The sequence below is a fragment of the Corynebacterium sp. LaCa_205 genome, assembly GCF_057458085.1.
In genome coordinates this window covers 1,095,809-1,122,360 of the sequence record NZ_CP190931.1, presented here as the reverse complement: position 1 = coordinate 1,122,360, position 26,552 = coordinate 1,095,809, and the positions used below count along the sequence as shown (strand labels likewise).

Below are 26,552 nucleotides of genomic sequence, written 5' to 3'. Positions count from 1 at the left end.
TCGGCAGTGACACACGGCCCAGCCTTATGCTGGGCCGTTGTTCTTTGTCACGGCAGGGTCTAAACTCATCTCTCCCCTTGCCGGACAGCGTGCCCGGCCCATCCCCATCAACGTCCAATTACCAAGGAGTCACGTGAACTCAGCATCCAATAGGCACGCGGCGGCTGCAGGTTCCTCGGAGCGCCCAGCCATCGCTACTGAGCAAGATTATGTGGACGGACTTTTTTCGCGCCTCGACGATGAGGTGGCGGCAGCCAATAGAAGGCTTAATGAGGTGCAGGCGGATGTAGATCCTTCCACGCCGGACGCGGACGCCTTGGTGCGCCGTGAAACCGAATACCACGGGCTGCAGGCAAAGCTTGATCGTCTCAATGTGGCCCAAATGGGCTTGGTCTTTGGCCGCATTGATATCGACGCCCCCGGCGATAATCCCACCCCCGAAGGCCTAGACCGCCGCTACATCGGCCGCATGGGACTAGATGCACGCGAAGATGACTATCGCACACTGCTTTTAGATTGGCGTGCCCCAATGGCGCGGCCTTTCTATCTCGCTACCACAGCCCAACCGGAAGGCGTCCACACCCGTCGCCAGATTCGCACCAAGGGACGCACCGTCACCGGAATACACGATGAGGTTCTTTCCGGCCCCGGTGTGCGAGAAGAAGAAGCAGGAGTCGCGAGCGAATCGGCGCTCTACCACGCCATGCAACGGGCACGTACCGGCCACATGACGTCAATCGTGGAGACCATCCAGCGAGAGCAAGACGAGATTATCCGCGATAACACCCGCGGCGTCATGGTAGTAGAAGGCGGCCCAGGTACGGGTAAGACCGCTGTTGCTCTGCACCGTGTGGCTTACCTGCTCTATACCCACCGCGAACTACTTTCTGCCACGGGTGTCCTCATCGTGGGCCCTAATAGCAGCTTTTTGGACTATATTTCACGGGTGCTGCCAGAACTGGGCGAGACTGGCGTGGTGCTATCAACCATCGGCGGGCTCTTCCCCGGAATCGAACCAGAACACGAGGAAGACCTCGTCGCTCGCGAAATCAAAGGTAGTGCCGCCATGGTGGAGATTCTCTCCACCGCGGTCAAGGACTATCAGCTTCTTCCTGCCGCCCCATGCGAGCTGGCAATTGATGGCCTCAGCTTAAGCGTTACGCCCGGCATGGTGAAAAGAGCCCGCACTCGGGCCCGGCGCTCGCGAAAGCCACACAATGAGGCTCGCGGTGCCTTTATTGAGCACCTCGTAGAAGACCTTGCATTGCAGATGGCTGAAAAGGTCGGGGCGGATCCGCTCGGCGGGAAGAACCTCCTTTCGCGCGCCGATATCGATCAATTCCACGATGACCTTGCAGAAGATACGGCCGTTACTGCATTGATCGATGAGTTCTGGCCCGAGCTCCACCCCACCGACGTGCTTGCTGGCCTATTCTCCTCACCTGAGCGCATTGCCTCTGCTGCCCGCGGGTACGACGATGAAACTCAAGAGGCGCTCTACCGAGAACAAGGGCGAGCATGGACAGATTCGGATGCCGCCCTCCTAGATGAGCTAGCCGTCCTCATCGGCCTGCCCAACCCTGAGGAAAAGAAGGCAGCCGATGATGCTGCGTGGCGCGAACAAGTGGCAGAAGCAGAAGACGCCCTAGATATCTTGTCTTCTTCCGAGTCCACAGATAATGACGATGACATGTTTGAAGCGGAAATTCTTTCTGCCCATGATGTCATCGACGCCGAGACCTTGGCACACCGTCAGGAGGTACGCGATAAGCGCACCACTGCCCAACGCGCCCGCGAAGACCATACGTGGGCGTATGGTCATATCATCGTGGACGAAGCCCAGGAATTAACTCCCATGGAGTGGCGGATGCTCTTTCGTCGTTGCCCTTCACGGTGGATGACCTTGGTGGGCGATACTTCCCAGACCGGCTCACCGGCGGGTGTTGATGATTGGGGCGAGGCTCTGGAGCCGTTCGTGGCGCAGCGCTTCCGCCACCATTTTCTCACCGTCAACTATCGCACCCCGCAGCCCATCACTGAGCTGGCTAATGGACTATTAGAGATGATTAACCCTGATGCCATCCCGGCTACAGCCATCCGTGATGGCGTGCAGGTGCGCCGACTTGCACAGGGCAGCTACACCCCTGGTGTACACAGGGAGGCAGACGGCAGGCTCACAGCAGTTATTGACGCCGCCACGGCAGAACGCTTTAAAGGCTTAGAGTTTGACCATGTGGTGGTACTCGATCCGCAGAGGATCGTCGATGCCTCCCCGCAGGGTTTGCAGAATCTCTATGTCTGCATCACTCGTGCTACCCAGTCGCTTACCCTCGTCGGTGACTGCGGCGAAGTTCTTTAGGCTCCCGTAAGCTTTAGGCCATGGCCTTATCTGACATTGCGCGCAAAACTGAAAGCTCGCTGAACACCTTTACTTTGAAGCGTTCTCTACGGCGGGGATGGAAGCCCCAGATTGTGGGCTATACCGGGTATGGCACCACCGAGCAAGTAAGGGTTGTTGGCCGCGTACTCATGCACGATCCTGATGAAGGCAAAAAGGATTCCTGGGGTGAACGCGGCTACCAGCAGTTTCTTACTATTCAGGTGGGAAACCACGACATTTCAGTGACTATTGGTGAAAAGACCGTCGCGGGCACAACCAATAGCAACGGGTACGTTGACATCCTCGTTCACGAACATGGGTTAGAACCTGGTTGGCATACGGCAACGATCGAGGCCGCCAACGCGCAAGCCGTGGAAGTCCAGGTGCTCATCGTGGATCCGAGCGCCAAGATTGGCATCATCAGCGATATTGATGACACGGTTTTAGTTACGTGGCTGCCACGTGCGTTGACAGCGGCGTGGAACTCTTGGGCTAAGCGCCCCAGCAAGCGACAGGCCGTTGCTGGAATGGCCGAGTTCTATGCTCAGCTGCAACAGCGATTCCCAAAGGCCCCAGTGTTCTATCTTTCTACGGGAGCATGGAATACTTTTGGCTCGCTGAAAAAATTCCTGTCCCATCATAATTTCCCCGCAGGCCCCATGCTGCTCACGGACTGGGGTCCGACCGAGACGGGCCTTTTCCGCAGCGGACAAGAACATAAGCGGGTTCAGCTACGCAATCTACTCATTGCTTACCCGGACATGCAATGGATCCTGATCGGCGATGACGGACAGCACGATCCATTGACTTACGGCGATGTGGCTAACGAGCACCCGGACCGGATTCACTCCGTGATCATCCGCAATCTAAGCCCGCAGGAGCAGCTGCTCTCGCATGGCTCCCTGAGCCCCCTGGCAGATGCCAATGAAGAGGGCCATTTCACAATCCCACTGATTCAGGGCGCAAACGGCAGTGCCCTTGCCGCAGCCTTCAACGCCGCGCACCCCACGGAGTAAGCAGCGCTTAACGACGAAACCCGCCTTGGCCTCTTTAACAAGACCAAGGCGGGTTCAATCACCACATTTAGCTGACAGTGTGAACGATCATCACGTCGCAGTCCGACTGGCGAGCAACGTCTGCAGGTACGGAGCCCAGCAGGCGGCCGGTCAGGGAGTTGATGCCGCGGTTACCCACGATGAGCAGGTCAGCATCGTTGTCATTGACGATGGACATCAGGGCCTGCACCGGAGTACCAGGGCGAACAGCGGTTTCGACCTTAGAAGCACCGAACTTCTCGGCGTGAGCCTTGGCGTCCTTCAGGTTAGCCTCGGCCTTCTCATCGCCCAAAATGGTAACGGAATCCTGGCGCAGGGTCTTGGAAGCCTGCTCCTGGTTCTCGTAGTAAGCACAACCGATGATCAGATTGGAATCGAATGCGGCGGCAATCTTTGCTGCTCGCTCTACAGCGAGGAGGGAAGACTTAGAACCGTCAGTACCGACAACGATCGAGTTGTAGTCGCTCATGATGACCTTTCTTTGTGGGAATGTACCCGGTGTGTTTATTTAGCCTACAGGGGCATTACTGCCAGTGTAACAACGAGAAACGATTAACGTTCCTCGGTGGTATTAACTACGACGACGTCTACCGTTGACTTGTGGGTTAGTTCCGTTGGCACAGAACCGAAGACTCGACCACGGACGGAATTCACGCCGCGGTTGCCCACAACGAACAGGTCCACATCATAGTCCTGGCCTACTTCTAACAAGGCTTTTACTGGGTCTCCAGATTTTCCTACGATTTCAATGTGCTCCGCACCTTCCGATTCGGCGATACGGGTGGCATTGGTCAAATAGGTCCCAGCCATGTCCTCACTTACAACGGGCAGACCGGCTTCGTCGCCCCTCGGAGCGCCAAGCATGGATCCAGCGTGGTTATAAAAGGCTGAGATAATAATCAGCTTGGCGTCGTACGCCCGTGCCATGGACGCCGCTGCGCGAACCGCGCGCAGGGAGGTTTCAGAGCCATCGGTGCCGACGGCAATGTTTTTATAGGTAAGCATCATTCTCCTTGCAGTTGAACCATTTCACAGTGACAACTAAACGGCGCTTCTGGCACCTATTCAGTATAACTAGCGCAGCCGTTTAGAGAAGCACCCGCAGAATCAATCAGCACACTTTTAGGGGGAGAAAACTAAATCCCCGCTTCTTTCAAGCCGCGCAACTCCTTCTTCAAATCGGCAATCTCATCGCGTAGGCGGCCGGCCAGCTCGAATTTGAGCTCACGCGCGGCTGCACCCATTTGGGCCGAGAGGTCGTCGATAAGCGCCTGCACCTCATCGGTAGCCATACTAGAAATATCCCGCTTTTCCACCATGGCGGAAGGATCGGAATTAGCCTCCTCGTCTCCGCCGTCTTCATAGACCTGGTCAAGGATATCCGCGATCTTTTTACGCAACGGCTGCGGATCAATGCCATGTTCCCGGTTATAGGCAATCTGCTTCTCACGGCGCCGTTCCGTCTCCTCAATTGCCTCTTGCATAGAGTCGGTGATTTTATCGGCATACATGATGACCTCGCCAGACACGTTACGGGCAGCACGGCCAATGGTCTGAATGAGCGAAGTTGTAGAGCGCAGGAAGCCTTCTTTGTCCGCATCCAAAATGGCAACGAGCGAGACCTCAGGAAGGTCAAGGCCCTCGCGCAGAAGGTTAATGCCCACGAGAACATCGAATTCTCCCAAGCGCAATTGCCGCAGTAATTCGACGCGCTGCAAGGTATCGATATCCGAGTGCAGGTAGCGCACCTTTATCCCCTGCTCCAACAGATAGTCAGTAAGGTCCTCTGCCATACGCTTAGTCAGCGTGGTCACCAACACACGCTCTCGCTTCGATATGCGAGTGCGCACCTCATCAATGAGGTCATCAATCTGCCCTTTGGTGGGCTTGACAGTAACCTTCGGATCCACCAGACCAGTCGGGCGAATTACCTGCTCTACGTATTCGCCATCCGAGGACGTAAGCTCGAAATCGCCTGGGGTGGCGGACATGTATACGGTTTGTCCGACCCGCTGTTCAAACTCATCAAAGGTCAACGGGCGGTTATCCACTGCGGACGGCAAACGGAAACCGAATTCGACCAAGTTGCGCTTGCGCGACATATCGCCCTCGAACATGCCGCCAATCTGTGGAACTGTAACGTGTGACTCATCGATGATGGTGAGAAAATCCTCTGGGAAGTAATCGAGTAGCGTAGCCGGCGCTGAGCCAGCCGGACGACCATCGACGTGACGGGAGTAGTTCTCGATACCGGAGCAGAAACCTACCTGCTCGATCATCTCCAGATCGTATTCGGTGCGCATGCGCAGACGTTGCGCTTCAAGCAGCTTGCCGCGGTTTTCTAGATCCTCCAAGCGCTCAGCCAATTCCTCTTTAATCGCTGCCACGGCCTTTTCCATGCGTTCGGGCCCGGCCACGTAGTGCGTGGCCGGGAAGATGCGAACCTCATCTACTTCCTCTATGACATCGCCAGTCACGGGGTGAATGTAATACAGGGAATCGATATCGTCGCCGAAGAATTCAATGCGCACCGCACGTTCCTCGTAGGCCGGAATGATATCTACCGTATCGCCCTTGGCGCGGAAGGTGCCGCGGGTAAACCCCACGTCATTGCGTTCATATTGGATATCCACCAGCAGTCGCAGGAACCGATCGCGGTCCAGCTCCTCATCAACAGAAATGATTACCGAGCGATCCAGGTAAGACTGTGGAGTGCCCAAGCCATAAATGCAGGACACGGAAGAGACTACGACCACGTCCCTGCGAGACAATAGTGCCGACGTAGCCGAGTGGCGCAGGCGCTCTACGTCCTCATTGATGGAGGAATCCTTTTCAATATAGGTATCGGTCTGCGCAATATATGCTTCTGGCTGGTAGTAGTCGTAATAAGAAACGAAGTACTCTACTGCGTTATGCGGCAAGAGCTGGCGCAGCTCGTTCGCTAGCTGCGCAGCCAGGGTTTTATTGGGCGCCATCACCAACGTGGGCCGCTGCTGCTTTTCGATGAGCCACGCGGCGGTGGCAGATTTACCGGTACCGGTAGCACCCATCAGCACAACATCGCGCTCATCACGGTTGAGTCTGTCATTGAGCTCTGCGATGGCGGAGGGCTGGTCACCAGCCGGTTCATATTCAGAAACGACCTGAAACTCGCCCGGGGTGCGCTCGACCTCGCTGACAACGCGGTGCTCGGAATTTGGAATAAGGGGATGTTCAGCAGCAAAAGCCATACCCACTACTCTACTGTTTAGGTGGCGCGCCTAGCTACGTTCAGGGCAAGGAGTTCTGCGCGGTGCGAAGCCATTCTTCCAACTCGCCAGTGGTCTCCCACAGCGCATAAACGGAAGACGTCTCGGGCCGCATCGCACTATTGATGCGGCGGCGCAGCCAAGCCTTTGACTGCGGCGTGTACAGGGGCGCGAGATCCTCGCGCTCGATGCCTTCCGGCAGTGCATCAGCCTTTAATTTCAACAAGGCGCCGAGTGCAATCATAGTTTCTGCGTCATCCGAGTCGATAGGCTCTGTGGAACATGATTGCTGAAAGCTTTTGAGATCGAAGGAACCATCCCGCAAGCTTGCGAGTAGTTCTCGCGCCGCGTGATTATCAAAAGGCCCAGTATCCCACGTTCCCACGGCGGGTAGCTTAAGCTGCCCAGGTTAACAAGACTTCGAAATGGCGTAAACTTTAGCTACCCAATGGTTAAACCTTCGGTGACTCCGCTTCAATGCGGTCCAGGACCTCAGTCGTTCGCACACGTAGCTGGTCAAGCGTGCCGTTATTATCAATGACGTGCGTGGCCGCGGCAAGCCGCACCTCATCCGGTACCTGTGCCGCAATGCGACGGCGCGCATCTTCCTCTTCTATCCCTCGAAAAGCCACCAGCCGACGAACGCGCTCTTCAGGATCCACATCGACCACAATGACGTAGTCCATGTCTTTGTCCAGGCCATTATCCACCAACAGCGGCATATCATAAACGGCGAAGTCACAGCCATCTCCACGCGCCGTCGCAAATTGCCGCTGTGTCTCCTCTTGGATGCATGGATGGGTAATAGAGTTCAGCAACTCAGTGTGCTCTTTGTCCGCAAAGGCCCGGCGTGCCAATTCCTTGCGGTTAAGGCTGCCATCCGACAGCAGGATTTCCTCTCCGAAAGCTGCGGCCAACTCGGATAAAGCAGGCTTCCCAGGCTTCACAACGTCGCGTGCAATGCCATCGGCGTCGACCACTCGCCACCCGCGTTCACGGCACAAGGATGCAACTGTTGACTTACCGCTGCCAATGCCACCTGTAAGGCCAATGAGTTTCATGGTCGCCACCCTACGCGAAAAGGAGCCCCACCATACGCGATGGTGGGGCTCTTCATTGCAATTCAGGAGAAAGCGTCCCTTTTACTCTGCGTCCTCCGCCTTTGGAGAAATGTGCAGCAACACATCGCTCGAGGAAACCTGGCCAGGCTCGCCGGTGACAGTTCCAAACTTGGTGGCGTTAGTAACTACCACAGGGGTAATCAGGTTATAGCCTTTGGAGCGGATAAATTCCGGGTCAAAGGAAATCAATTTATCGCCTGCGGAAACGCGTTGCTTCTTTTCCACATGGACTTCAAAACCTTCGCCTCCCAGCTCCACGGTGTCGAGACCTACGTGAATGAGTAGCTGTACGCCGTTGTCCAAGCTCAGTCCTACCGCATGGCCAGACTTTTGAACGGTGAGCACCTTGCCGTCGGCAGGCGCAAAGACCGCATTGCCCGCCGGCTGGACCGCCATACCCGGGCCCAGCTTTGCCGCGGCGAAAATGGGATCCGGAACTTCCGATAGAGCGACCGCCTCGCCCTCGAGGGGAGATTCCAGCGCAATAGCATCTTTCCCAGCCTGCTTAGTGGCCACGCCGGCAGCAGCAGCGCCTGCGGAGCTGGCGGGAACGGCGCCGCCCTCGATCGCGGAGTCTGTACCATTGCCCTTAAGGAACTTCATCTCTGCGCGAGCAGCTGCATCGTCAACAGTCTCGCCTTGTTCGCGCGCAATGCGCTCCAAGTCAGCTTGCTTTTCTTCTGCCGTGCGGTAGCCGAAGAACAAGGTGAGCAAGAAAGAAGTAAGGAATGCAGTCGTAATACCAAGGACATAGCCCAAATGCGGGGTCATGGCACTGGTGGTCAACGCCGAGGTAAAGACGAAGGCTTCTGCACGGACGTCGAAAAGACCGATGATTGCGCCACCCAAGGCACAACCTGGCAGCAACCGATAGTAGCTGCGGCGGAAGCGCAACAAGATGCCGTACAGGGAAGGTTCCGACACGCCACCTAGGATGCCCGCTGCAAACGCACCGATGGAAACCTGGCGCATAGCATTGTTCTTCTCCTTGAAGGAGATGACCATGACCGCGCCGACGACGCCGAAGCAGGCGAAGTTCCATGCGCCCATCGGTCCTTGAATGAAGTCGTAGCCGTAGGTGGCGATGTTCTGGATCATGATGACGTTCAGCGGCCAGTGCAAGCCCATGGGAACGAGGAACGGGTAAAGCAGCGGAACAACTATAGCCAAGATGAATGGAGAGAAATCATTGATTTGATAAAGGACCCAGGAAATGCCGTTGCCCACGCCAATGCCGAACGGGCCAAGGAGGAAGGCCGTTGCCGGAATCATAATTAGCAGGGAGAAAAATGGTACGAAAACCATTTGTACCGCACTTGGGATAATCTTCTTCAGTCCCTTTTCCACCCAGTACAGGCCGATTGCAGCCAGAATCGGGGGAAATACCTGGGAGCCATAGGAGTTAATAACCAACGGCAGGCCAAAGACATTAGCGGTATCTCCTGCTTCGCCCAGGGACAAAAACTCCGGGGTAAGAAGTGCCGCTGGGATAGCGGCGGAGACCCACATGTTCGCACCCAGCTTCTGAGCCGCGGTCGCACCCACCATTACCGGGAGGAAGTAAAAGACCGACTGGAACATGGCGTGAGCCAAACGGAAGCCTTCCGGCTGCTCATCCAGCGGCGCACGGAAGTCCTGAATACCAAAGGTGTCCGCCAAGATCAGCAGCATGATGATGAGCGAGGCGCCCAACAGTGCCCAGAGAACTGGGCGGAAGGTATCAGAAAGAAACTCGAAGCAGTAATCTACCCAGTCGTACTTGCCACGAACGCCGTCGTACTCCTTCTTGGAGGACGCCGTTTTCTCACCGGAAGCGTGTACACCGGGCTGCTTGATGATTTCGTTGTAGTAGTCAGCAACGCCGCCACCCATGACTACTTGGTAGCCGTGGGCGCCTTGTGGCACGGTGCCTAGCACCGCTGGGTCGCTGTCGAGCTTTCCTTTATCAACTTTCCCCGCATCAGCAAGTTGGAAACGCAAGCGCGTCGCACAGTGCGTCAGCGACGTAATATTGTCAGCGCCGCCGATACTTTCAACGATGTGGGCGGAAGTGTCCTTGGTAGATGCCACTTCTTACTCCTCAGTTCAAATACCACTTATAACCAGTGCAGCACTGGCTATAACGTCATAGTTGAGTATAAGAGGATTCCCACATGAACAAAAGCCCGTTTTGTGGGCTTGCCAGGAGATTTTTGCCTCCCCCTTCTTAACTGCGCTGGTCAGCCACTTAAAAACCTCAAATGGCTCAGCAAACGTTTGCAGGGCCTGTCTCAAAGATCACAAAAGCCGCGCCCACCCCGTCTATATGACGAAGTGAACGCGGCCTTGAAGCTTAGCTCTAAACTCAGCAGGGAACTAAGCGGAAGCTTTAGTTGCCAGCGAGTTTGTCGCGCAGTGCGGCGAGCTGCTCGTCGGAAGCCAGGGAGCCGCCAACCTCTGCCTGAGTCTCGGATGCCGGAGCTGCATCAGAGGAATCAGAGGAGTAGTTGGAGGACTCTGCAGACTCAGCAGCCTCAGCGGCTGCGGCGCGGTTGCGCTCGATCTGAGCAGTGTGCAGGTTGAAGCGACGCTCGGACTCTGCGTAACGTGCCTCCCAAGCCTGACGCTGCTCGTCGAAGCCTTCCTTCCACTCGTTGGTCTCAGGGTCGAAGCCCTCAGGGAAGACATAGTTGCCCTGCTCATCATAGGAGTCAGCCATGCCGTACTTGGACGGATCGAACTCTTCGGTGTAGTCCTCGTCTGCCTGCTTAACAGACAGGGAGATACGACGACGCTCGAGGTCGATGTCGATGACCTTGACCATGACTTCCTGGCCAACGGTGACAACCTGGTCCGGAACCTCAACGTGGCGCTGAGCCAGCTCGGAAATGTGAACCAGACCCTCAATGCCCTCCTCGACGCGAACAAAGGCGCCGAATGGAACGAGCTTGGTGACCTTGCCCGGAACGATCTGGCCCACAGCGTGGGTGCGGGCGAATACGCGCCACGGATCTTCCTGGGTAGCCTTCAGGGACAGGGAAACGCGCTCACGATCCAGATCAACGTCGAGAACCTCAACGGTTACCTCGTCACCAACGGTGACAACCTCAGATGGGTGATCGATGTGCTTCCAGGACAGCTCGGAAACGTGAACCAGGCCGTCGACTCCGCCGAGATCGACGAAGGCACCGAAGTTGACGATGGAAGAAACAACGCCCTTGCGGACCTGACCCTTCTGCAGCTGGTGCAGGAACTCGGAACGAACCTCGGACTGGGTCTGCTCCAGGTATGCACGGCGGGACAGGACAACGTTGTTGCGCTGCTTGTCCAGCTCGATGATCTTTGCTTCCAGCTCCTGGCCGATGTACGGCTCCAGGTCGCGGACGCGACGCATCTCAACCAGAGATGCAGGCAGGAAGCCACGCAGGCCGATGTCCAGAATGAGGCCGCCCTTGACAACCTCGATAACGGTACCGGTGACAGGCTCTTCCTTGGCCTGCAGCTCCTCGATGGCGCCCCAAGCGCGCTCGTACTGCGCACGCTTCTTGGACAGGATCAAGCGACCTTCCTTGTCCTCCTTGGTGAGAACAAGTGCGTCAACCTCATCGCCGACCTCGACAACCTCATCTGGGTTGACGTCGTGCTTGATGGACAGCTCGCGAGAAGGGATAACGCCTTCGGTCTTGTATCCAATGTCCAGCAGTACCTCGTCGTGGTCAACCTTGACGACGGTACCCTCGACAATGTCACCATCGTTGAAGTACTTGATGGTGGCATCTACAGCTGCGAGGAAGTCCTCTGCGGTTCCGATATCGTTGATCGCAACCTGCGGGGTGTTAGAAGATGGCATATTAAGAAATGCTCCGAATAAATGTAGGAAATCGAAATTGGACAACTGCGCGTCTCTCGAAAAAAGCTTGCTAAGCTGCCCAAAAGCAGCAAAAGAAAAATATTCGATCCCGCCTCGTGATTGCTTAAAGCCTTCCTACAACGGCTTAGAACAACCCGTGGCATAGACACGCCCGTTCAACCCTACATCTGTCCAGCTTAAAGGGCAAATACAAGACGTAACTTTTTCTCCAAGGAGTTCTTCCCCCACCGTGATTTCCCCATCACAAGCAAATCAGGTCTACTGGGATGGCGACGCCGCTAGCTACCATGCCGAGCACCCCGACTATCTTTCTTCCTTCTATTGGTGCCCAGAGATGCTCCATGAGGACCAAGTGCACCTGCTTGGCGACGTCTCGGATTCTTCCGTCCTCGAAATTGGCTGCGGGTCCGCACCGTGCACCGAGTGGCTCCAAACGCGTGCCCGCTTTGCCACTGGCTTCGATATCTCTCGCGGCATGCTCAACCACGCTGCTGGTGCACTTCCCTTGACGCAAGCCGATGCGCTGTCGCTACCCTATGCTACAGAGTCCTTCGACGCTGCTTTCTCTGCGTTCGGCGCTTTTCCCTTCCTCGCTAATCTCGACTTAGCGCTACAGGAGGTCTCCCGGGTTCTTAAACCAGGCGGTCGTTTTGTCCTCTCAGTCACCCATCCCATGCGCTGGATCTTCCCCGATGATCCTACCGATTTAACGGCTGATATTAGCTACTTCGACCGCGCCTATCTGGAACAAGACCGCGATGGCAACCTCACGTATGCGGAGTTCCATCGCACCATCGCCGATTGGTTCCAAGCCCTGCAGAGTAAAGGCCCGTTCCTTATCGAGGACATAATTGAACCCGAGTGGCCGCAAGACCTTAGGATCACCTGGGGCCAATGGTCTCCGGAGCGCGGCGAAATCTTTCCCGGCACGATTATTTTCGTCTGCAGCAATTCCCGCTAACCTATGGGCATGGTTTTGGACCGGATTGGCTTATTGATACGACGTGGCATTGCCTGGTGGATTGACAGTTTCCTAGCCGCTGCCATCGTCATGGTGGTGCGGTGGGTAGTGAATGCGGCAGCCGACCAACCGCTTACTGGAGAGACCTTAGAACTCTATAATGCCATTGCCGCCGCCGTGGTCTTTTACGTCTATCGAGTATGGGTGGAAGCCACGAAATCCACCTCGCTAGGTAAGTGGTCCCTCCAGCTAGAAATCATTGCCACCCACCCAGGATTTTTCACCGCTTGCCTGCGAAACTCCTGGCTATTGCTGACACTGCTTACGTTGACAGGCTGGCCCGGAGTAATGCCGCTACTTTTAGCAATTCTCAGCATAAGCATGCTCGCTTTTGGTCAAACCCCTTTCGACATGCTCGCCAATTGCCTAGTGGAGCGCCGACCTCAGATAGACACGCCTTCTTTTCGTGGCCAGAGGTAATAAGCAAGTGCGAAAATAACCAACGCAGCAAACATCCACCCGGACGGAAAGAGAAACGCAAGCGCCGTGGATACGACCATCACCCCAACGGCCGTCAATCGCCTGACCTTAGGGTTTGGCGCCACGCGCGCCATGATCATGGCCATCAAAAAGTAACACCCGGCTAAAACCGGGTACGAAATTGCAGAAACCTTATATTCTTCAAGGAATTGGGCTAGCCCGAGTTCATTAATATCGGCTGCAGGAAGATTCACTTGAATTGCCCACAGGCTTTCAAAAGTGCGGAGATTCCATTTATTTATTTTCTCTTCCGGAGTCACTGTGCGCTTTTCCTTTCTGTCTGAATGTCTATCGGTGTTCTAAGAACCGTATATCCATAACTTTTCTACAATGAACAGGCTATCTAAAAAACTTAACGCGCATTCCGCCAAAGTTTCTGAACCTTCCGCTCTGCGTAGCCGGGTATACCCAGATCCTCGATAGCTTGTTTATTCCACGTCCCACGAACTTGGCCGTCCACCACAACAGCGCGGCGAAATACACCACGGTTTCCAGGGGCAAGTATCTCGTGAACTTCTGAAGTCATTGCAAATGACCGATCTCGGTATCCCAGGATGTACTCGTCGAAAGCTCCCAATAAGAGCACCGAACGCTTTCTTCGCGCCTCGGCCATATCCATTACAACTTTCGAGACAAAGTCCTGGGACTCTTCTCCACACCGCTCGATGTCCGGCGGAAGGCTGTCAGCTGCTGGCCTAATTAGTCTTTGCGGTAGCTTTGTCCACCACGCAAAGTCCCGCAGCGTCGCTGGGCCGTGAGTGCGGAAATATCGGACCATTAGGTCAGCGGTAGCTGCGACCTGGTCTCCATTGAAGGCTTCGTCTAATCCCGGCAACTCAACCGGTGTGATGAGTTGTTCGACTCCGGAGTAGACGGCGTGTCCGCTTTCCATTGCTACACGCACAACATGCCAGAAGGGCACCTCGGGCAACGTTGTGGCAGCCCGCTCCTTAAGCTCGGCACGCGAAAGCGGACGATCAATAAGCTTGTTTACCTTTGCCACTAACTCTGCGTCACCCTTTCGCCGTTTAGCACAGAGTTCAGTTATCCAGCCTATGTCCTTGATAGAAGCCGCAAAAAGCGTATGACGCATGGGATATCCACGCACAATATTTCCGGCATCCGAGTGGTCTTGCGCCCGCAAGGCCAGCGATCGGCACACAGAGTGCAGGTCTTGGCCTTGCATAACGCCGAAAGCGCGGGCCACCTCTTCCGCGCTCTGCCACCGCTGAACGGTTAAGCCTTGCGAGGCGAGCCTAAGGCGCGCCTTTTCTCGGCGAGAGAAAGAAGCCGCGCTAGTGGGCTGCGGCATCCCAATCCTTGCCGGCACCAGCGGAGACCTCCAGCGGCACGTTGAGCTCGATAGCAGAGTCCATCTCCCGCTCGAGAATGTCACGGATCTGGTCAGCCTCGCCACGGGCGACCTCAACTACCAATTCATCGTGGACCTGTAGCAGCACGCGGGACTTCATGCCCTGCAATGCGCGGTCCACGCGAATCATTGCCACCTTGATAATGTCTGCCGCGGTACCTTGAATCGGTGCATTTAATGCGGCTCGCTCTGCATTCTCGCGGGCTAAGCGGTTATCAGAGTTGAGCTCTGGCAAGTAGCGGCGGCGGCCGAAGAGGGTGGCTGTATACCCATCCTTACGTGCCTGGACCACAACTTCATCGAGGTATTTCTTTACCCCGCCAAAACGCTCGAAATAGCTTTCCATGATGGACTTCGCTTCCCCAGCCGGGATGCCCAATTGCTGGGATAGGCCGAATGCGGACAGGCCATAGACCAAACCATAAGACATTGCCTTGACGCGGCGGCGCAGCTCCGGCGTGACTTGGTCGACGGGGACGTCGAAGACTCGGGAGCCGACGTAGTTGTGCAGGTCTTCGCCGTCCTTATAGGCCTCGATAAGCCCGGGATCTGCCGAAAGGTGCGCCATCACACGCATCTCAATCTGCGAATAGTCGGCGGTCATGAGTTCTTCGTAGCCCTCGCCTACGACAAACGCGGAGCGAATCTGTCGCCCAGCCTCGGTCCGCACCGGAATATTCTGCAGATTTGGCTCCGTCGAGGACAAGCGGCCAGTCGACGTCACTGTCTGATTAAACGTGGTGTGGATGCGACCGTCCGGCTGCACGGTCTTGATTAGACCTTCGAGGGTGGTCTTCATCTTTTGGTACTCACGGTGAGCCAAAAGGTGGTCTAAGAATGGGTGGGGATTCTTAACCGCGAGCTGTTCAATCTCCTTAGCCGCGGTAGAATAGCCGGTCTTTGTCTTCTTGGTCTTGGGCAGATCAAAAGTCTCAAAGAGTACGGTTTGTAGCTGCTTGGGTGAGTTGAGGTTGAGCTTATCGTCACCGGCAAGCTCGCGGGCGGCACGCTCTTGTTCGGCGACCTGCTCTACGAAGGCATCCTTTTGTGTTTCGAGAATGTCTACGTCAACAGCAATGCCGGTAGCTTCCATGCGCGCCAAAATGGTCACCAGGGGCAGCTCCAAGTCGGTATAAAGTTCGAAAGAATCAATCTCTTGGAGCTCTGCAGTGAGCCTTTCCGCCAACTCCATAATTGCTGCGGCTTGATCTACCAAGGTGGAATCATCCAGCAAGGAAAGCTGCTCCGTGGCGGCGCCGAGGGTCTTTTGGAGGTGGCGCTGGTAGACGTCGGCAAGCGCGTAAGTGCGCTGACCAGGGCGCAGCAAGTAGGCGGCAATGGCCGTGTCATGGGCAATACCCGCCAGCTCAATGCCGCGGCCGGCGAGCATATGGAACGCGGCCTTGGCCTCGTGGAAATACTTCGGCGCATCGGAGGCCAACCACTGCGCTAGGGCCTTATCGTCCTCGACAGAAAGGTCGCCCAGCTCCACTTGCAGGCCGTGGCGTTCCTGGTCTACGAAGGCAATCGCCGATGCATCACCCTGTCCAGGGTTTCCCTCGCCTTCGACATAGACCGCAACATGCTCTCGACCAGGCAGCCACTGGGACAATGGCTCATCATCGATGACTGTCTCTAACTCTTGGACCTCCTCGGTCTGCTCCGCTGGCTCAGCGCCGTCATTGGGAATGGCAGCCAGGACGCGATCGCGCAGGTTGGTGCCAAACTCGAGGTCATCGAATTTAGCAGCAACGTCAGCAACCTTAGCCTCCTTGAAAGCCAGATCGTCCGGGCCTACCTCTAGGTCCATATCCGTGATCATTTGGGTGAGCTTGCGATTCATCTGCACCTGATCGATGCGCTCGCGGAAATTATTGCCCACCACGCCCTTGATTTCTTCGGCGTGCTCAACCAGTGATGCCAAGTCCCCGTATTTGACAATCCACTTAGTAGCCGTCTTCTCGCCCACCTTGGGGATGCCCGGCAAATTATCGGACGGATCGCCGCGCAGGGCAGCGAAATCTGGGTACTGCGCAGGCGTGAGACCATACTTCTCCTCCACCGCGGCGGGCGTAAAGCGGTGGAGAGTGGATACGCCCTTCATGGGATAAAGCACCGTCGTGGAATCGTTTACCAATTGCAGGTAATCGCGGTCACCGGTGACGATGAGGGTCTCATAAGCCTGCGCCTCGGTCGCCAGCGTGGCGAGGATGTCGTCGGCCTCGAAGTTCTCGCGGGAGAGGGTGGTAATCCCCAGCACCTCGAGCACCTCGCGGATGATGTCAACTTGGCCCTTAAATTCCTCCGGCGCGGCTTCACGCTGCGCCTTGTAGTCCGGGAACATTTCGGTGCGGAAGGTCTTTCGCCCTACGTCGAATGCCACCGCGATGGCATCGGGCTTCTCCTCCGCCACGATATTGGAAAGCATCGATAAAAAGCCATATACGGCATTGGTGTGCTGGCCGCCCGAGGTAGAAAAGTTATCCACCGGCAGGGCGTAGAAGGCACGAAAGGCCATAGAGTGGCCGTCAATGAGCAGAATTCGAGGCTGTTTAGTAGTCACCTGCCCCATCCTAGAGAAGCGAGCCGACATACGAACACCCCGGTGCACATTTATTGGATGACGTGGGCATTCCCCCGCTTCCCCTACCCAATTAGGAATTCCCCTAGTCCCTGCGCTACTATTTTCACAGTCAAAGGCAGCAAGCCTTGGCACTGTGCGCCCCTGTAGCCCAATTGGCAGAGGCAACGGATTCAAAACCCGTCCAGTGTGAGTTCGAGTCTCACCAGGGGCACAGATAGAAAAGACCTCGCATGTACGGTAAATCGGAATGCGGGGTCTTTTTCATGTTCGCCCCTCCTACCGAGGTGTAGTTGAACGGGTAGAAGCTTGCCAGGATTTCAAGCTCTGGAAGCATAGATAGGCCGTCAAAAAGCCGCAAATACTAGCCTGTGTGACCCGTATGGCTTCCAAGCTCGCCAGCTCCGCCCTCAACGCGAGATAGCCAAAGCCGCAGGCAGAGGCGATGGAGTACACCCCCATTAACAGAAATCTCTTTCTAGTCGCCTTAGCTAACGTCTTTTTAAGGTGGAAAAAGGATGTAACCCACGAAAGGGCTGCTAGGGAGCGAATAAGTAGAAGTACACCCATTATCCACCGCCTCACGCGTGCATCCTCGATTCCGTCGAATGAACTGCGGTGAATAACGACAAAAGCGTCGACATAATCGTCGAACCGAACTATGCACAGAACTAAGCCAAGTACGGAAAGCATGAGAACGAACGCAACAACCGCCAGGAACATTCCTTCGACCTTATCCCCTAGGTTGTCCCCGGACTTCTGTGTTTGATCACTAGACATTTCCCAAACCTCACATCTCGCCGCCTTGTGCTCGAGGCGCCTTTCAGCCGCCAGCGAAACAATCTAGGACATCGATTCCAAAATTTAAGCACATTTCACGTTACATACCGTAAACTATCATTGACACTCTGACAAGAGTCTCCTATTTTGGGCTGTGTAAATTTGGCATACCTTCCACATTGAGGAGATTTCATGAACCGATTGCGAGTGGAAAGAATTAAAGCGATAGTTTTCACTGCATTGACGCTCATTACATTGTTGGCAATGATGGCCGTGCAATCCCCTTCCCTAGCCCGGATACCCGTCGTGTTGGGTGCAGCCTCCGCTTGGTTTTGGTGGAAGGTGGATTATCTCTCCAAGCAGGGCGAAGATTAAAACCAAAACGCGCTTAGGTTCTCTCCCCTTATGGCGAAGAACCTAAGCGCTTTGGTGCAGCTAAAGCTTTAAAGCCTGATACTGCAAAATCCCTCTACCCAGTGCTTTAGCCCAACTCGGGCAGAGTCGGCAGGTGGTACTTGCGCAGGAGCGCGTTAATCTGCGGGATGGAAGCCTTCAGCTGCGGCAGTGCTAGTCCAATGAGGCCAGCCACCCCGGCAATACCAAGGATTGCTCCTAAGATGGCAGGCTTCGAACTCGTACTAGAGCTCAACGCGGAGCCATCCGTGGCAGGTTGCGCGGTATCGGCCGGCTTGCCATCGTTGTGTGCACGGGCGGTAAGCCACTGGTCCTTGCCCAGGACGCCCTGAGTCAGGCGGGTCTCGCCGATCCAGCCATACCACGGGTCTTGTGGGCGCTGGTTGTCAAAGCCACCACCCATGACCCACTGCAGGTCGCGCGGGAGGAGTCCCTCGGCGCCTACGGCATTGCGCAGGATGGGCGCGCCGTTGATGAACATTTCGACGCTATCGCGTTCGGGCTCATTGACCACGGCGATATGCATCCACTCGTCTTTGGGAACCTCGTGGGACCACACGGTAATGCCGCTTCCCTGCTTCGGCTCCGCCCACCAGCGCAGCTCACGAAGGTTGGAGATGCCGAACATGACGGTTGGGTCCGTGTCCTCGGAGCCGTCTACCAGTTTATTGATGGCAGAGTCACGGCTGAGCGCACTTCCCCAACCATGCTGTGCGCCGTTGAAATCCTCCGGAATCTTGACAAAGGATTCGAAGGTATATCCCTTGGTGATATCGACGCTATTGGCAGCCGCGCCCTTATCGGTACGGAACTCGGCATTGCCAACTTTGCCGGCAGGGTCAGACCAGAAGAGGGAGCCGGCATCAGAGGACAACGGGTGATGGTCGGTGCTATAGGTCACCCTGTCTCCGAGCATGGCGCCAGCGCGATGCAGGTCGCTGCCAGAATCGCTGGCAATGTCGGGGATGGTGGTGCCACGGCCGGCAGGGGCGCCATCGACAAGCGCATGCCCATCCTTGTCTCGCGCTTCGCCCGGGCGCCAGTGGAATACCGTGTGGTCGTTTTTGGCAAAATCGTCCGCGCCCTTAGGAAGCTCGTCCTCCGCAATGGTGTATGGCCTATAACCCTCAGCGGCGATGTCGCGGGCGCGCTGCGCTAGGTCCGGCTGGTGGCCCTCGCCCACGGTGAATTCCGGGGCGAAGGAGGAAAAACGCTGTTCAAAATCGAACGGAATGCTATAGCTATCGCCCTTATCATCCAAGGTGAGCTTATCGAACTGCGTGAGCTCCTCATGCGGCTTTTGCGCCACCCACGGCGAAAGCGCGGTCATCTCCAGCTGCTTGCCCGTAAGGTCAAACTCGAGCACGCCCAATAAGCCATTGCCACCCTGGTAGGCCATTTGATAGTCCTGCAAGATGGAAACGACGTCATGTCCGGCATCGTTCTTGTCCACGCGGTATCCGGCACCGTGGTGGTGGCCGCCCATCACGAGAAAGATCTGATCATTGCTCTTGATGAACTTATCCCACAATCCCTTGCCATAGTCATCGGAATAGAAGACGTTTCCTTCACCATCGATATTGAGCGCCTCATGAGTGGTCACAATGACCGGAAGGTCTGGATGCTTATCAATGATGCCTTGCGCCCAGGCAATAGCCTTCTCATCAGCGCGCCAGCCCAGGGCTAGATTGAGATATTTCTGGCCTTCAGCTTCAAAGATATGTGCCTCGGAATCATTATTGACCGCGGTGTAGCGCTCTTGAAAAGTCTCCGGGTTGGCGGCTTTAGCGCGGTCGGCGCTAAACCACTTGTCATACGGGTGGGCTGCCGCACCTTCCAGGTCCATATCGTGGTTGCCTGGCAGGATCGAATAGTTCAAGTCCGAATCGTCGAGGACCTGCATGGCCTTATCAGCTACCTGCCATTCGCCCTCCACGTTCCACTGGTCTACAACATCACCCAGGTGAGTGACGAAGTCCATGTTCAACTCGTCTTGATGGTCCACTAACCATTGGGTTTGCGCCAAGTAGGGTTCGCTGCCGTAGCGAGCTTGGGCCAGGTTGCCGGTCTCTGGGGTGGAATAGCGCGAATAGAACTGGGTATCCGGCAGTACACCGATGCTAAAACGAGAGCCTTCGCTTGGCGACGCCCCCTCGGGCGCCCCCTCCGCAGCACTTGCTGCCGGCACAAAAATGAGGTTTCCCACCACCGCGGTGACAGTCACCGCGGGCAGGACAAAACGATTCTTCATAGAGAGTCCTTGGTCACTGAAAAGGAATATTTGCACGGGAGAAAGACGGGAATACGCAGGAAATAGTAGGCAGTCAATCTTTCAGTTAGTTGACGCCTACGTAAACACCAGACTGAATAATGGGAAACTTATAGTTTCTTCCATATAGAACAGCCCTGACTGCAGGAGGCTGCGCCTACCATGCCCCAAACTGCATAGTTGCACTGAAGTGTATTATTCTGACAGAATATTCATGAACGAGGATTCGCCTCAATGATTGTTTCACCTCTACGGTTAGAGAAATCACGTCCCTTTCCGTGACGGATAACCAATCGCCTTTCAATGAAAGATATGCATCACTATTAACAGCGGTCCACATGGCCACCACCGGGAAGCACTTTCTCCCCGCCCGCCTAGGCCAGTCGCCCGCCACTCCAGCCCTCTCCCAGGTAGATTTTAAATTTATGCAATACATTTTGAACGCTATCCGCGGTGCCCTCATCGGCATGGCCGAACTTGTGCCCGGAATCTCCGGTGGCACCGTGGCGCTCATCGTGGGTATTTATGAACGCGCAGTCCACAATGCCAATGACCTCATCTCTGGTCGCTTCAAGAGAGTCGAGTGGAGCTTCCTTGTCTCCGTAGCAGTCGGCATGTTTATCGCAGTCTTCGCAATGTCCACCGTGCTATCTAACTTCGTGGAAAATCACGTATCCGCGTCCGGGGCACTATTTTTGGGCATGGTTGCCGTGTCTATTTTCGTACCACTGTCTATGCTGTCCAAGCAGGAGCGGTTGCGCCCTTCTTCCATCATTGCGTTTGTGATCGCCACTATTGCCATCTTCTTTATCACCGGCTTTACTTCCGAGCCGCATGAGAACCCCAGCCTTATCGTGGTTTTCTTTGCCGCCGCCATTGCTGTGTGCGCACTCATCCTGCCGGGCATTTCCGGCTCGCTCATCTTGTTGACCATGGGGCTGTACCAACCCATCATCGGCGCTGTATCGGATCGAGATCTTGGCACCATAGCCGTCTTTGCGCTGGGTGCCTTGTGCGGCCTCGCCGCGTTTATCAAGGTCTTGAACTTCTTACTGGATCATCACCGAGCCCCTACGCTGATGGCCATGGCAGGTTTCATGCTCGGTTCTTTGCGTGCACTGTGGCCGTGGGGTGCTGACCAGGATGCCTCCAGCGGCATTATCATCGGCATGTTCATCATCGGCGCTCTTATCGTTTCCGCGTTCATTTTCATTGACCTGAAGAAAGCACGCGCCATAGATGAAAGGACGGCGCAGAAATAATGCCGCGCACGTTTTCTCGCCGCGCTACAATTGCCGCGGTCCTTATCCCAACTTTGGGTTTAAGCGCTTGCGTCACCAACGAGGAAGATTCCACTCCAGAGGGCTGGGAAGAACCCCACACCTCTGTAGTACCGGAGATTGCCGCCATGTATGACGACAATGATGGCGTCCTCACCGCTGGCACTAACCCGCCCTACGCGCCATTTCAGCTTAAGGATTCCCACGGAGCCCTCCAAGGCGTCGAGCTTGACCTAGCCCGCGCTGTAGCAGGTGTCTTGGGCCTCGATTTCCAGCCCTTGGAGCAGGACTTCTCCATGATCTTGCCGGCCGTGCAATCGGGCCAGATCGATATGGGTGTCTCCGGTTTTACGGATAACCCAGACCGCCGGAATGAATTCGACTTTGTAGACCACCTCTACGCCGGTATCCAGTGGGCCGAGCGCGTGGACGGGCCTAGGAAGGTCGACCCCGATAACCCCTGCGGATTGACAGTCGCAGTGCAGCGCACAACGGTCTCCGAAACCGATGATGTTCGCCCTAAGCAAGAAGCTTGTAATGGCGATCTCACCGTCTTGTCTTATGACACCGGGGATAACGCCGCACTGGCCGTCCTGATGGGGCGCGCGGATGCCCTGTCTGCGGACTCCCCGGTCACAGCGTGGGCGGTCAATCGCTCTGAGGGAAAAATGCAGCAGGTAGGCGATATGTTCCAAGCCTCGCCGTATGGCTTCGCAGTTCCTAAAGATTCCGATTTGGGCAAGGCATCGGCCGCAGCGCTGCAGCACCTCATCGAAACCGGCGAGTATGCAGAAATTTTGTCCCGCTGGGGCATCGAGGATGGATTAATAGACCAGGCAATGATTAATGAAAGGCCGATCAATGGTTAATGAGAATGCGGCGACGCCGGCTACGGCCAAGCCTAAAGAAGAACCCGCGCAGATCGAGGCCCGCCCGCTGCGCCATCCATGGCGCTGGGTCTTCGCTGGTCTACTCATCGTGCTGGGAGTGTGGTTCATCATTGCCTCCGCCCGCAACGAGGCTTTTGGCTGGGGAACCTATTTCCAGTACCTCTTTGATAAGCGCATCGCGCTCGCTTCCCTGCACACCATCGCCATCACTATTTTGTCGATGATCATCGGCGTTATCGGTGGTGCCGTGCTTGCGGTCATGCGCATGTCACCTAACCCGGTGCTGCGCGCCGTCTCCTGGATTTTCCTCTGGGTATTCCGTGGCACGCCGATTTATGTCCAGCTGGTGTTTTGGGGTCTGCTCTCTGCCATCTACCAGTCCATCAACCTAGGCTTTACCGAGGTGTCTTTGCAGACCATCCTCACCAACGCCTTCTTCCTTGCGGTGATGGGCCTAGGACTTAATGAAGCGGCCTATATGGCTGAGATTGTGCGCTCGGGCATCACTTCCGTTCCAGAGGGCCAAAAGGAGGCCTCCAAGGCACTCGGCATGTCGTGGTGGATGACCATGCGCCGAACCGTCCTTCCGCAGGCCATGCGCATTATCATTCCCCCTACGGGCAATGAGTTTATTTCCTTGCTCAAGACCTCTTCCCTCGTGGTGGCCATTCCTTATACAGAGGAAATCTTCGGCCGTACCACGGATATTTCCGCCGCCCTTTTCCAGCCCATCCCACTACTATTAGTCGCGGCTTCTTGGTACCTCGTGGTTACTTCCCTACTTATGGTGGGTCAGTACTTCTTGGAGCGCCGCTTTGAGCGCGGTGCAACCCGCGAACTCACCGGCCGCCAGCTAGCTGCTCTTGCAGATGCTGAAGGAACCATTCCCCGCAACGTATCCGTGATTTCGGAGACTCAAAAATAATGGCTACTCCCATGATTTCTGCCCAGAACGTCCACAAGTCCTTCGGGCAGCTTGAAGTCCTCAAAGGCATTAACCTCGAGGTCCAAGCCGGCGAGGTGGCCTGCCTTTTAGGACCTTCGGGGTCCGGCAAGTCTACCTTCCTGCGCTGCGTTAACCACTTGGACAAAGCAACGGCCGGGCGCTTATACGTCGACGGCGAGCTGATTGGCTACCGCGAGAAAAACGGCACCCTCTATGAGATCAGCGAAAAGGAAGCCGCCGAGCAGCGCTCCGATATCGGCATGGTCTTTCAATCCTTCAATCTCTTCCCCCACCGAACGGTGATTGAAAACATCATTGAGGCACCGGTGCAGGTGAAGAAAATCCCAGAGGAAACCGCCCGCGCCCGCGCCATGGAGTTGCTCGAGGATGTTGGTTTAGCCTCCAAGGCCAATAATTACCCCGTACAGCTCTCCGGCGGCCAGCAGCAGCGCGTTGCCATCGCTCGTGCGGTAGCCATGGATCCTAAGCTCATGCTTTTCGACGAACCCACGTCAGCCCTTGACCCAGAGCTTGTCGGCGAAGTACTACGCGTAATGAAGGATCTCGCGGCCGAGGGCATGACCATGCTCGTAGTCACCCATGAGATGGGTTTTGCCCGCGAGGTGGCAGATAAAGTCTTCTTCATGGACGGCGGCGTGGTCATCGAGTCTGGTAGCCCCGCTGAAGTGCTGGATAATCCGCAACAGCCACGTACCAAGGACTTTTTGGCCAATCTACTCTAAGCCCATAGCACATGATTGACTGTGCAAAGACCCGTCAGCTTCTGTCTCTGCAGAGGCGACGGGCCTTGTTCATGGTGGAGGTGTTTAACCGAGGCTCACCAGGCCGCGAACCAATGCGCTCGCTGCGCCCAGTCCGGCAACACTAAGCGAGAGCACGCGGGCTTTCTCCCGGGGCACACGCTGCGCGATGCGGGTGCCGGCCCAAATCCCGACGAACATTCCCATAACTCCGGCGGGCCACATTACCCAGGGCAAACCATCAAAGTGTGCCGCCCCCGTAAGCGTCTTTGTCATGACAGAAAAGAATCCGCCTACGACAAAAATGGGTTGCAGCGTAGCTGCGTACACTTGCTGAGGCCACTTTGCCGCTTGCGCGTAGACGGTAATAACTGGGCCTGCCACACCGGCCAAGGTATTGGTAAAGCCGCCGAGGATGCCCGCGGAAATAGCTGGGCCTTTGCCTTCCATTGCCGGGACAAACTTCTTGCCAAAGGTCACTACCGTCAGCGCGGCCAAAAGCGCAAGGCCCACAACGACCATAAGACCTGCTGTATCCATGCGCCTAATGAGCAGCGCCGCGGCCAAGGAACCAATCACCATGACCGGGGCTATGAGTCCAAATTTCTTCCAGCTGACATTCTCGCGCACGGAATAAGTGGTCAGCACCGCATTAATGCAGGCTAAAACGTTGATGACCAAGATTCCTTCTACCGGGCCCATAATCAGCATGAGAATAGGACCGCCGATGAGACCGAGGCCCATTCCAGATACTCGCTGGAGGGTCGAGCCTACGACCACAACGAGAAAAATGACCAGTGCTAGGCTCACTTTCGGTATTTCTCCTTTACCGCACGGCCTACGGCTTCAGGAAACATGCCGGTCACGTCCCCGCCAAACTTCGCCACCTGCTTACACAGTGAGGAACTGATATAGCCGTATTTTTCGTCCGTGAGCAAAAAGACGGTATCAATGCCGGAAAGGCGCCGATTCATCTGCGCCATAGGCAGCTCATATTCATAATCTAGGGAGCTGCGCAGCCCTTTCACCAAAACATCCACCCCATGCTCAGTGGTGTAGTCCACCAAAAGCCCAGAGCAGTAGTCCACCTTGATGGAAGAATCCACGCTCTGGCGAATTAGTTCCATACGCTCATCCACGCTAAAGAGCCCGGAGGGTTTGTCAGGATTACCGGTTACCAATACGGTGACCTCATCAAACATTTGCTTAGCGCGGTTAATGATGTCGACGTGACCTAAGGTCACGGGGTCGAATGATCCTGGGCACACGGCCTTAGTCATGCTTTTGTCGCTTCCTTTTCTTCAGGGGTTTAGTCTTCGGGTTCCTCGCTGCCAGGGCGGGTATAGACCGCCATATCCATGCGCGCGATGCCAAAGGTACGCTTCTTCAGTTTCTGACCAGTGGGCTCAAAACCTGCAGGCCACGCAGTTGCCGCGGAATCAACGTGGCGCTCAATGACTACCATGGCGTGATCGCAGAGCACCGGTTCAATAGCGGCGATGAGCTCATCTACCTCATCAAAAGCATAGGGCGGGTCCGCCAACACCAGATCGAAGTGCCGCCGCGGGGCACTTCCCAGGTAGGTGCCTACCTTCATCTCTTGCACGCGCACGCCGGGGTGCTTGACGACGCCCATGTTATGCCGAATGATCTTCACCGCATCCGCCGAAGATTCCACTAGTACAATTTCTTCTGCTCCACGGCTAGCTGCCTCAAGGCCTAGTGCGCCGGAACCAGCAAATAGGTCAAGAACCGAAGAACCGGCAAAGCCCCAACGTGCCGCGAGGGATGAAAAAAGCCCTTCACGGGCACGGTCTGCAGTAGGCCGGGTTCCTTCGGTGGGCACCTTAATGGTGCGGCCGCGGGCCTCGCCGGCAATAATGCGCGTCATTTATTTTTCTCCAATCTCCATCAAAAGGTCTCCGGCTACCACGTCCCTCAAGCCAGCGACCACAATGCGGTATGCCTTGCTTAGTCCTGGGCTCGCTACGGAAGCAACTAGTTCCGTGGCGTCGACGATCGCGGGCGCGACGCCGATACCAACGGTGCCTCCCCCATTCACCTGGCAGCGGAAGATGCCTGCAAAGGGGGCAAGGACGTTCAT

At 55.9% G+C, this 26,552-nt stretch carries 24 protein-coding genes and 1 tRNA gene; 10 read left to right on the top strand and 15 right to left on the bottom strand.

Going from position 1 to position 26,552, the window contains the following annotated elements:
- Nucleotides 1-133 precede the first annotated feature (133 nt).
- Nucleotides 134-2,359, top strand: a complete 2,226-nt coding sequence (locus ACP8J1_RS05480; protein WP_486697285.1) for a HelD family protein — start codon at nucleotides 134-136, stop codon at nucleotides 2,357-2,359.
- A gap of 20 nt (nucleotides 2,360-2,379) precedes the next feature.
- Nucleotides 2,380-3,396: an App1 family protein phosphatidate phosphatase gene (locus ACP8J1_RS05475; RefSeq protein ID WP_023021648.1), complete on the top strand. Its 1,017-nt coding sequence runs from the start codon at nucleotides 2,380-2,382 to the stop codon at nucleotides 3,394-3,396.
- Nucleotides 3,397-3,463: 67 nt separating this feature from the next.
- On the opposite strand, the gene ACP8J1_RS05470 is transcribed toward ACP8J1_RS05475, so the two are convergent.
- The 7 genes from ACP8J1_RS05470 to rpsA form a co-directional block, all read right to left on the bottom strand.
- A complete protein-coding gene (locus ACP8J1_RS05470; protein ID WP_005323273.1) occupies nucleotides 3,464-3,904 on the bottom strand; it encodes a universal stress protein in 441 nt (146 codons plus the stop codon).
- An 83-nt stretch (nucleotides 3,905-3,987) separates the two neighbouring features.
- Entirely contained in the window at nucleotides 3,988-4,440 is a 453-nt protein-coding gene (locus ACP8J1_RS05465) for a universal stress protein (RefSeq protein WP_023021649.1), read from the bottom strand.
- Nucleotides 4,441-4,571: 131 nt separating this feature from the next.
- Nucleotides 4,572-6,665, bottom strand: a complete 2,094-nt coding sequence (uvrB, locus tag ACP8J1_RS05460; protein ID WP_023021650.1) for an excinuclease ABC subunit UvrB — start codon at nucleotides 6,663-6,665, stop codon at nucleotides 4,572-4,574.
- A 40-nt stretch (nucleotides 6,666-6,705) separates the two neighbouring features.
- The gene (locus ACP8J1_RS05455) at nucleotides 6,706-7,068 is read right to left on the bottom strand and encodes a DUF4259 domain-containing protein (RefSeq protein WP_051138343.1); all 363 of its coding nucleotides are present in this window, start codon (nucleotides 7,066-7,068) and stop codon (nucleotides 6,706-6,708) included.
- 67 nt (nucleotides 7,069-7,135) lie between these two features.
- Nucleotides 7,136-7,744: a dephospho-CoA kinase gene (coaE, locus tag ACP8J1_RS05450; RefSeq protein ID WP_023021652.1), complete on the bottom strand. Its 609-nt coding sequence runs from the start codon at nucleotides 7,742-7,744 to the stop codon at nucleotides 7,136-7,138.
- 81 nt (nucleotides 7,745-7,825) lie between these two features.
- Nucleotides 7,826-9,874: a glucose PTS transporter subunit IIA gene (locus ACP8J1_RS05445; RefSeq protein ID WP_023021653.1), complete on the bottom strand. Its 2,049-nt coding sequence runs from the start codon at nucleotides 9,872-9,874 to the stop codon at nucleotides 7,826-7,828.
- Nucleotides 9,875-10,172: 298 nt separating this feature from the next.
- Entirely contained in the window at nucleotides 10,173-11,633 is a 1,461-nt protein-coding gene (rpsA, locus tag ACP8J1_RS05440; protein ID WP_023021654.1) for a 30S ribosomal protein S1, read from the bottom strand.
- A gap of 250 nt (nucleotides 11,634-11,883) precedes the next feature.
- On the opposite strand from rpsA, the gene ACP8J1_RS05435 reads away from it, so the two are divergent.
- Nucleotides 11,884-12,615 carry a class I SAM-dependent methyltransferase gene (locus ACP8J1_RS05435; RefSeq protein WP_023021655.1) on the top strand — a complete coding sequence of 244 codons (732 nt, stop codon included), beginning with the start codon at nucleotides 11,884-11,886 and terminating at the stop codon, nucleotides 12,613-12,615.
- A 9-nt stretch (nucleotides 12,616-12,624) separates the two neighbouring features.
- Nucleotides 12,625-13,095 carry an RDD family protein gene (locus tag ACP8J1_RS05430; protein WP_034656459.1) on the top strand — a complete coding sequence of 157 codons (471 nt, stop codon included), beginning with the start codon at nucleotides 12,625-12,627 and terminating at the stop codon, nucleotides 13,093-13,095.
- Here the strand turns inward: ACP8J1_RS05430 and ACP8J1_RS05425 are convergent.
- The 3 genes from ACP8J1_RS05425 to polA all read right to left on the bottom strand — a co-directional run bounded on the left by ACP8J1_RS05425 (nucleotide 13,059) and on the right by polA (nucleotide 17,099).
- On the bottom strand, nucleotides 13,059-13,415 hold the full coding sequence (locus tag ACP8J1_RS05425; RefSeq protein WP_023021657.1) for a hypothetical protein: 357 nt from the start codon (nucleotides 13,413-13,415) through the stop codon (nucleotides 13,059-13,061). The two genes, ACP8J1_RS05430 and ACP8J1_RS05425, sit on opposite strands and share 37 nt — an antisense overlap.
- A gap of 92 nt (nucleotides 13,416-13,507) precedes the next feature.
- Nucleotides 13,508-14,467, bottom strand: coding sequence for a DNA glycosylase AlkZ-like family protein (locus tag ACP8J1_RS05420; RefSeq protein ID WP_023021658.1), 960 nt, complete (start codon nucleotides 14,465-14,467; stop codon nucleotides 13,508-13,510).
- The gene (gene polA / locus ACP8J1_RS05415; RefSeq protein WP_034656458.1) at nucleotides 14,451-17,099 is read right to left on the bottom strand and encodes a DNA polymerase I; all 2,649 of its coding nucleotides are present in this window, start codon (nucleotides 17,097-17,099) and stop codon (nucleotides 14,451-14,453) included. Before polA ends, ACP8J1_RS05420 begins: the two co-directional genes overlap by 17 nt.
- Before the next feature lie 149 nt (nucleotides 17,100-17,248).
- On the opposite strand from polA, the gene ACP8J1_RS05410 reads away from it, so the two are divergent.
- Both ACP8J1_RS05410 and ACP8J1_RS05405 read left to right on the top strand, forming a co-directional pair.
- Nucleotides 17,249-17,322, top strand: a tRNA-Leu gene (locus ACP8J1_RS05410).
- A 758-nt stretch (nucleotides 17,323-18,080) separates the two neighbouring features.
- Complete coding sequence (locus ACP8J1_RS05405) at nucleotides 18,081-18,263, top strand: hypothetical protein (RefSeq protein ID WP_023021661.1); 183 nt, start codon at nucleotides 18,081-18,083, stop codon at nucleotides 18,261-18,263.
- Nucleotides 18,264-18,369: 106 nt separating this feature from the next.
- Here ACP8J1_RS05405 and ACP8J1_RS05400 read toward each other — a convergent pair whose 3' ends face one another.
- A complete protein-coding gene (locus ACP8J1_RS05400) occupies nucleotides 18,370-20,553 on the bottom strand; it encodes a metallophosphoesterase (RefSeq protein ID WP_023021662.1) in 2,184 nt (727 codons plus the stop codon).
- A 443-nt stretch (nucleotides 20,554-20,996) separates the two neighbouring features.
- Between ACP8J1_RS05400 and ACP8J1_RS05395 the strand changes: the two genes are divergently transcribed.
- The 4 genes from ACP8J1_RS05395 to ACP8J1_RS05380 are packed head-to-tail and all read left to right on the top strand — an operon-like array spanning nucleotide 20,997 to nucleotide 24,430.
- Entirely contained in the window at nucleotides 20,997-21,833 is an 837-nt protein-coding gene (locus ACP8J1_RS05395; RefSeq protein ID WP_034656484.1) for a DUF368 domain-containing protein, read from the top strand.
- Entirely contained in the window at nucleotides 21,833-22,720 is an 888-nt protein-coding gene (locus ACP8J1_RS05390) for an ABC transporter substrate-binding protein (protein ID WP_023021664.1), read from the top strand. Before ACP8J1_RS05395 ends, ACP8J1_RS05390 begins: the two co-directional genes overlap by 1 nt.
- Nucleotides 22,713-23,666 carry an amino acid ABC transporter permease gene (locus ACP8J1_RS05385; protein ID WP_302517410.1) on the top strand — a complete coding sequence of 318 codons (954 nt, stop codon included), beginning with the start codon at nucleotides 22,713-22,715 and terminating at the stop codon, nucleotides 23,664-23,666. The genes ACP8J1_RS05390 and ACP8J1_RS05385 overlap by 8 nt, the downstream gene beginning before the upstream one ends.
- Complete coding sequence (locus tag ACP8J1_RS05380; RefSeq protein ID WP_023021666.1) at nucleotides 23,666-24,430, top strand: amino acid ABC transporter ATP-binding protein; 765 nt, start codon at nucleotides 23,666-23,668, stop codon at nucleotides 24,428-24,430. The genes ACP8J1_RS05385 and ACP8J1_RS05380 overlap by 1 nt, the downstream gene beginning before the upstream one ends.
- 84 nt (nucleotides 24,431-24,514) lie before the next feature.
- Here ACP8J1_RS05380 and ACP8J1_RS05375 read toward each other — a convergent pair whose 3' ends face one another.
- From ACP8J1_RS05375 to ACP8J1_RS05360, 4 genes are read right to left on the bottom strand one after another with little or no spacing between them, the layout of a single operon-like run.
- Nucleotides 24,515-25,258 carry a sulfite exporter TauE/SafE family protein gene (locus tag ACP8J1_RS05375; protein ID WP_023021667.1) on the bottom strand — a complete coding sequence of 248 codons (744 nt, stop codon included), beginning with the start codon at nucleotides 25,256-25,258 and terminating at the stop codon, nucleotides 24,515-24,517.
- The gene (gene coaD, locus ACP8J1_RS05370) at nucleotides 25,255-25,728 is read right to left on the bottom strand and encodes a pantetheine-phosphate adenylyltransferase (protein ID WP_023021668.1); all 474 of its coding nucleotides are present in this window, start codon (nucleotides 25,726-25,728) and stop codon (nucleotides 25,255-25,257) included. The genes ACP8J1_RS05375 and coaD overlap by 4 nt, the downstream gene beginning before the upstream one ends.
- A 29-nt stretch (nucleotides 25,729-25,757) precedes the next feature.
- Nucleotides 25,758-26,339: a 16S rRNA (guanine(966)-N(2))-methyltransferase RsmD gene (rsmD, locus tag ACP8J1_RS05365; protein WP_023021669.1), complete on the bottom strand. Its 582-nt coding sequence runs from the start codon at nucleotides 26,337-26,339 to the stop codon at nucleotides 25,758-25,760.
- A complete protein-coding gene (locus ACP8J1_RS05360; protein WP_023021670.1) occupies nucleotides 26,340-26,552 on the bottom strand; it encodes a hypothetical protein in 213 nt (70 codons plus the stop codon). It lies immediately after the preceding gene.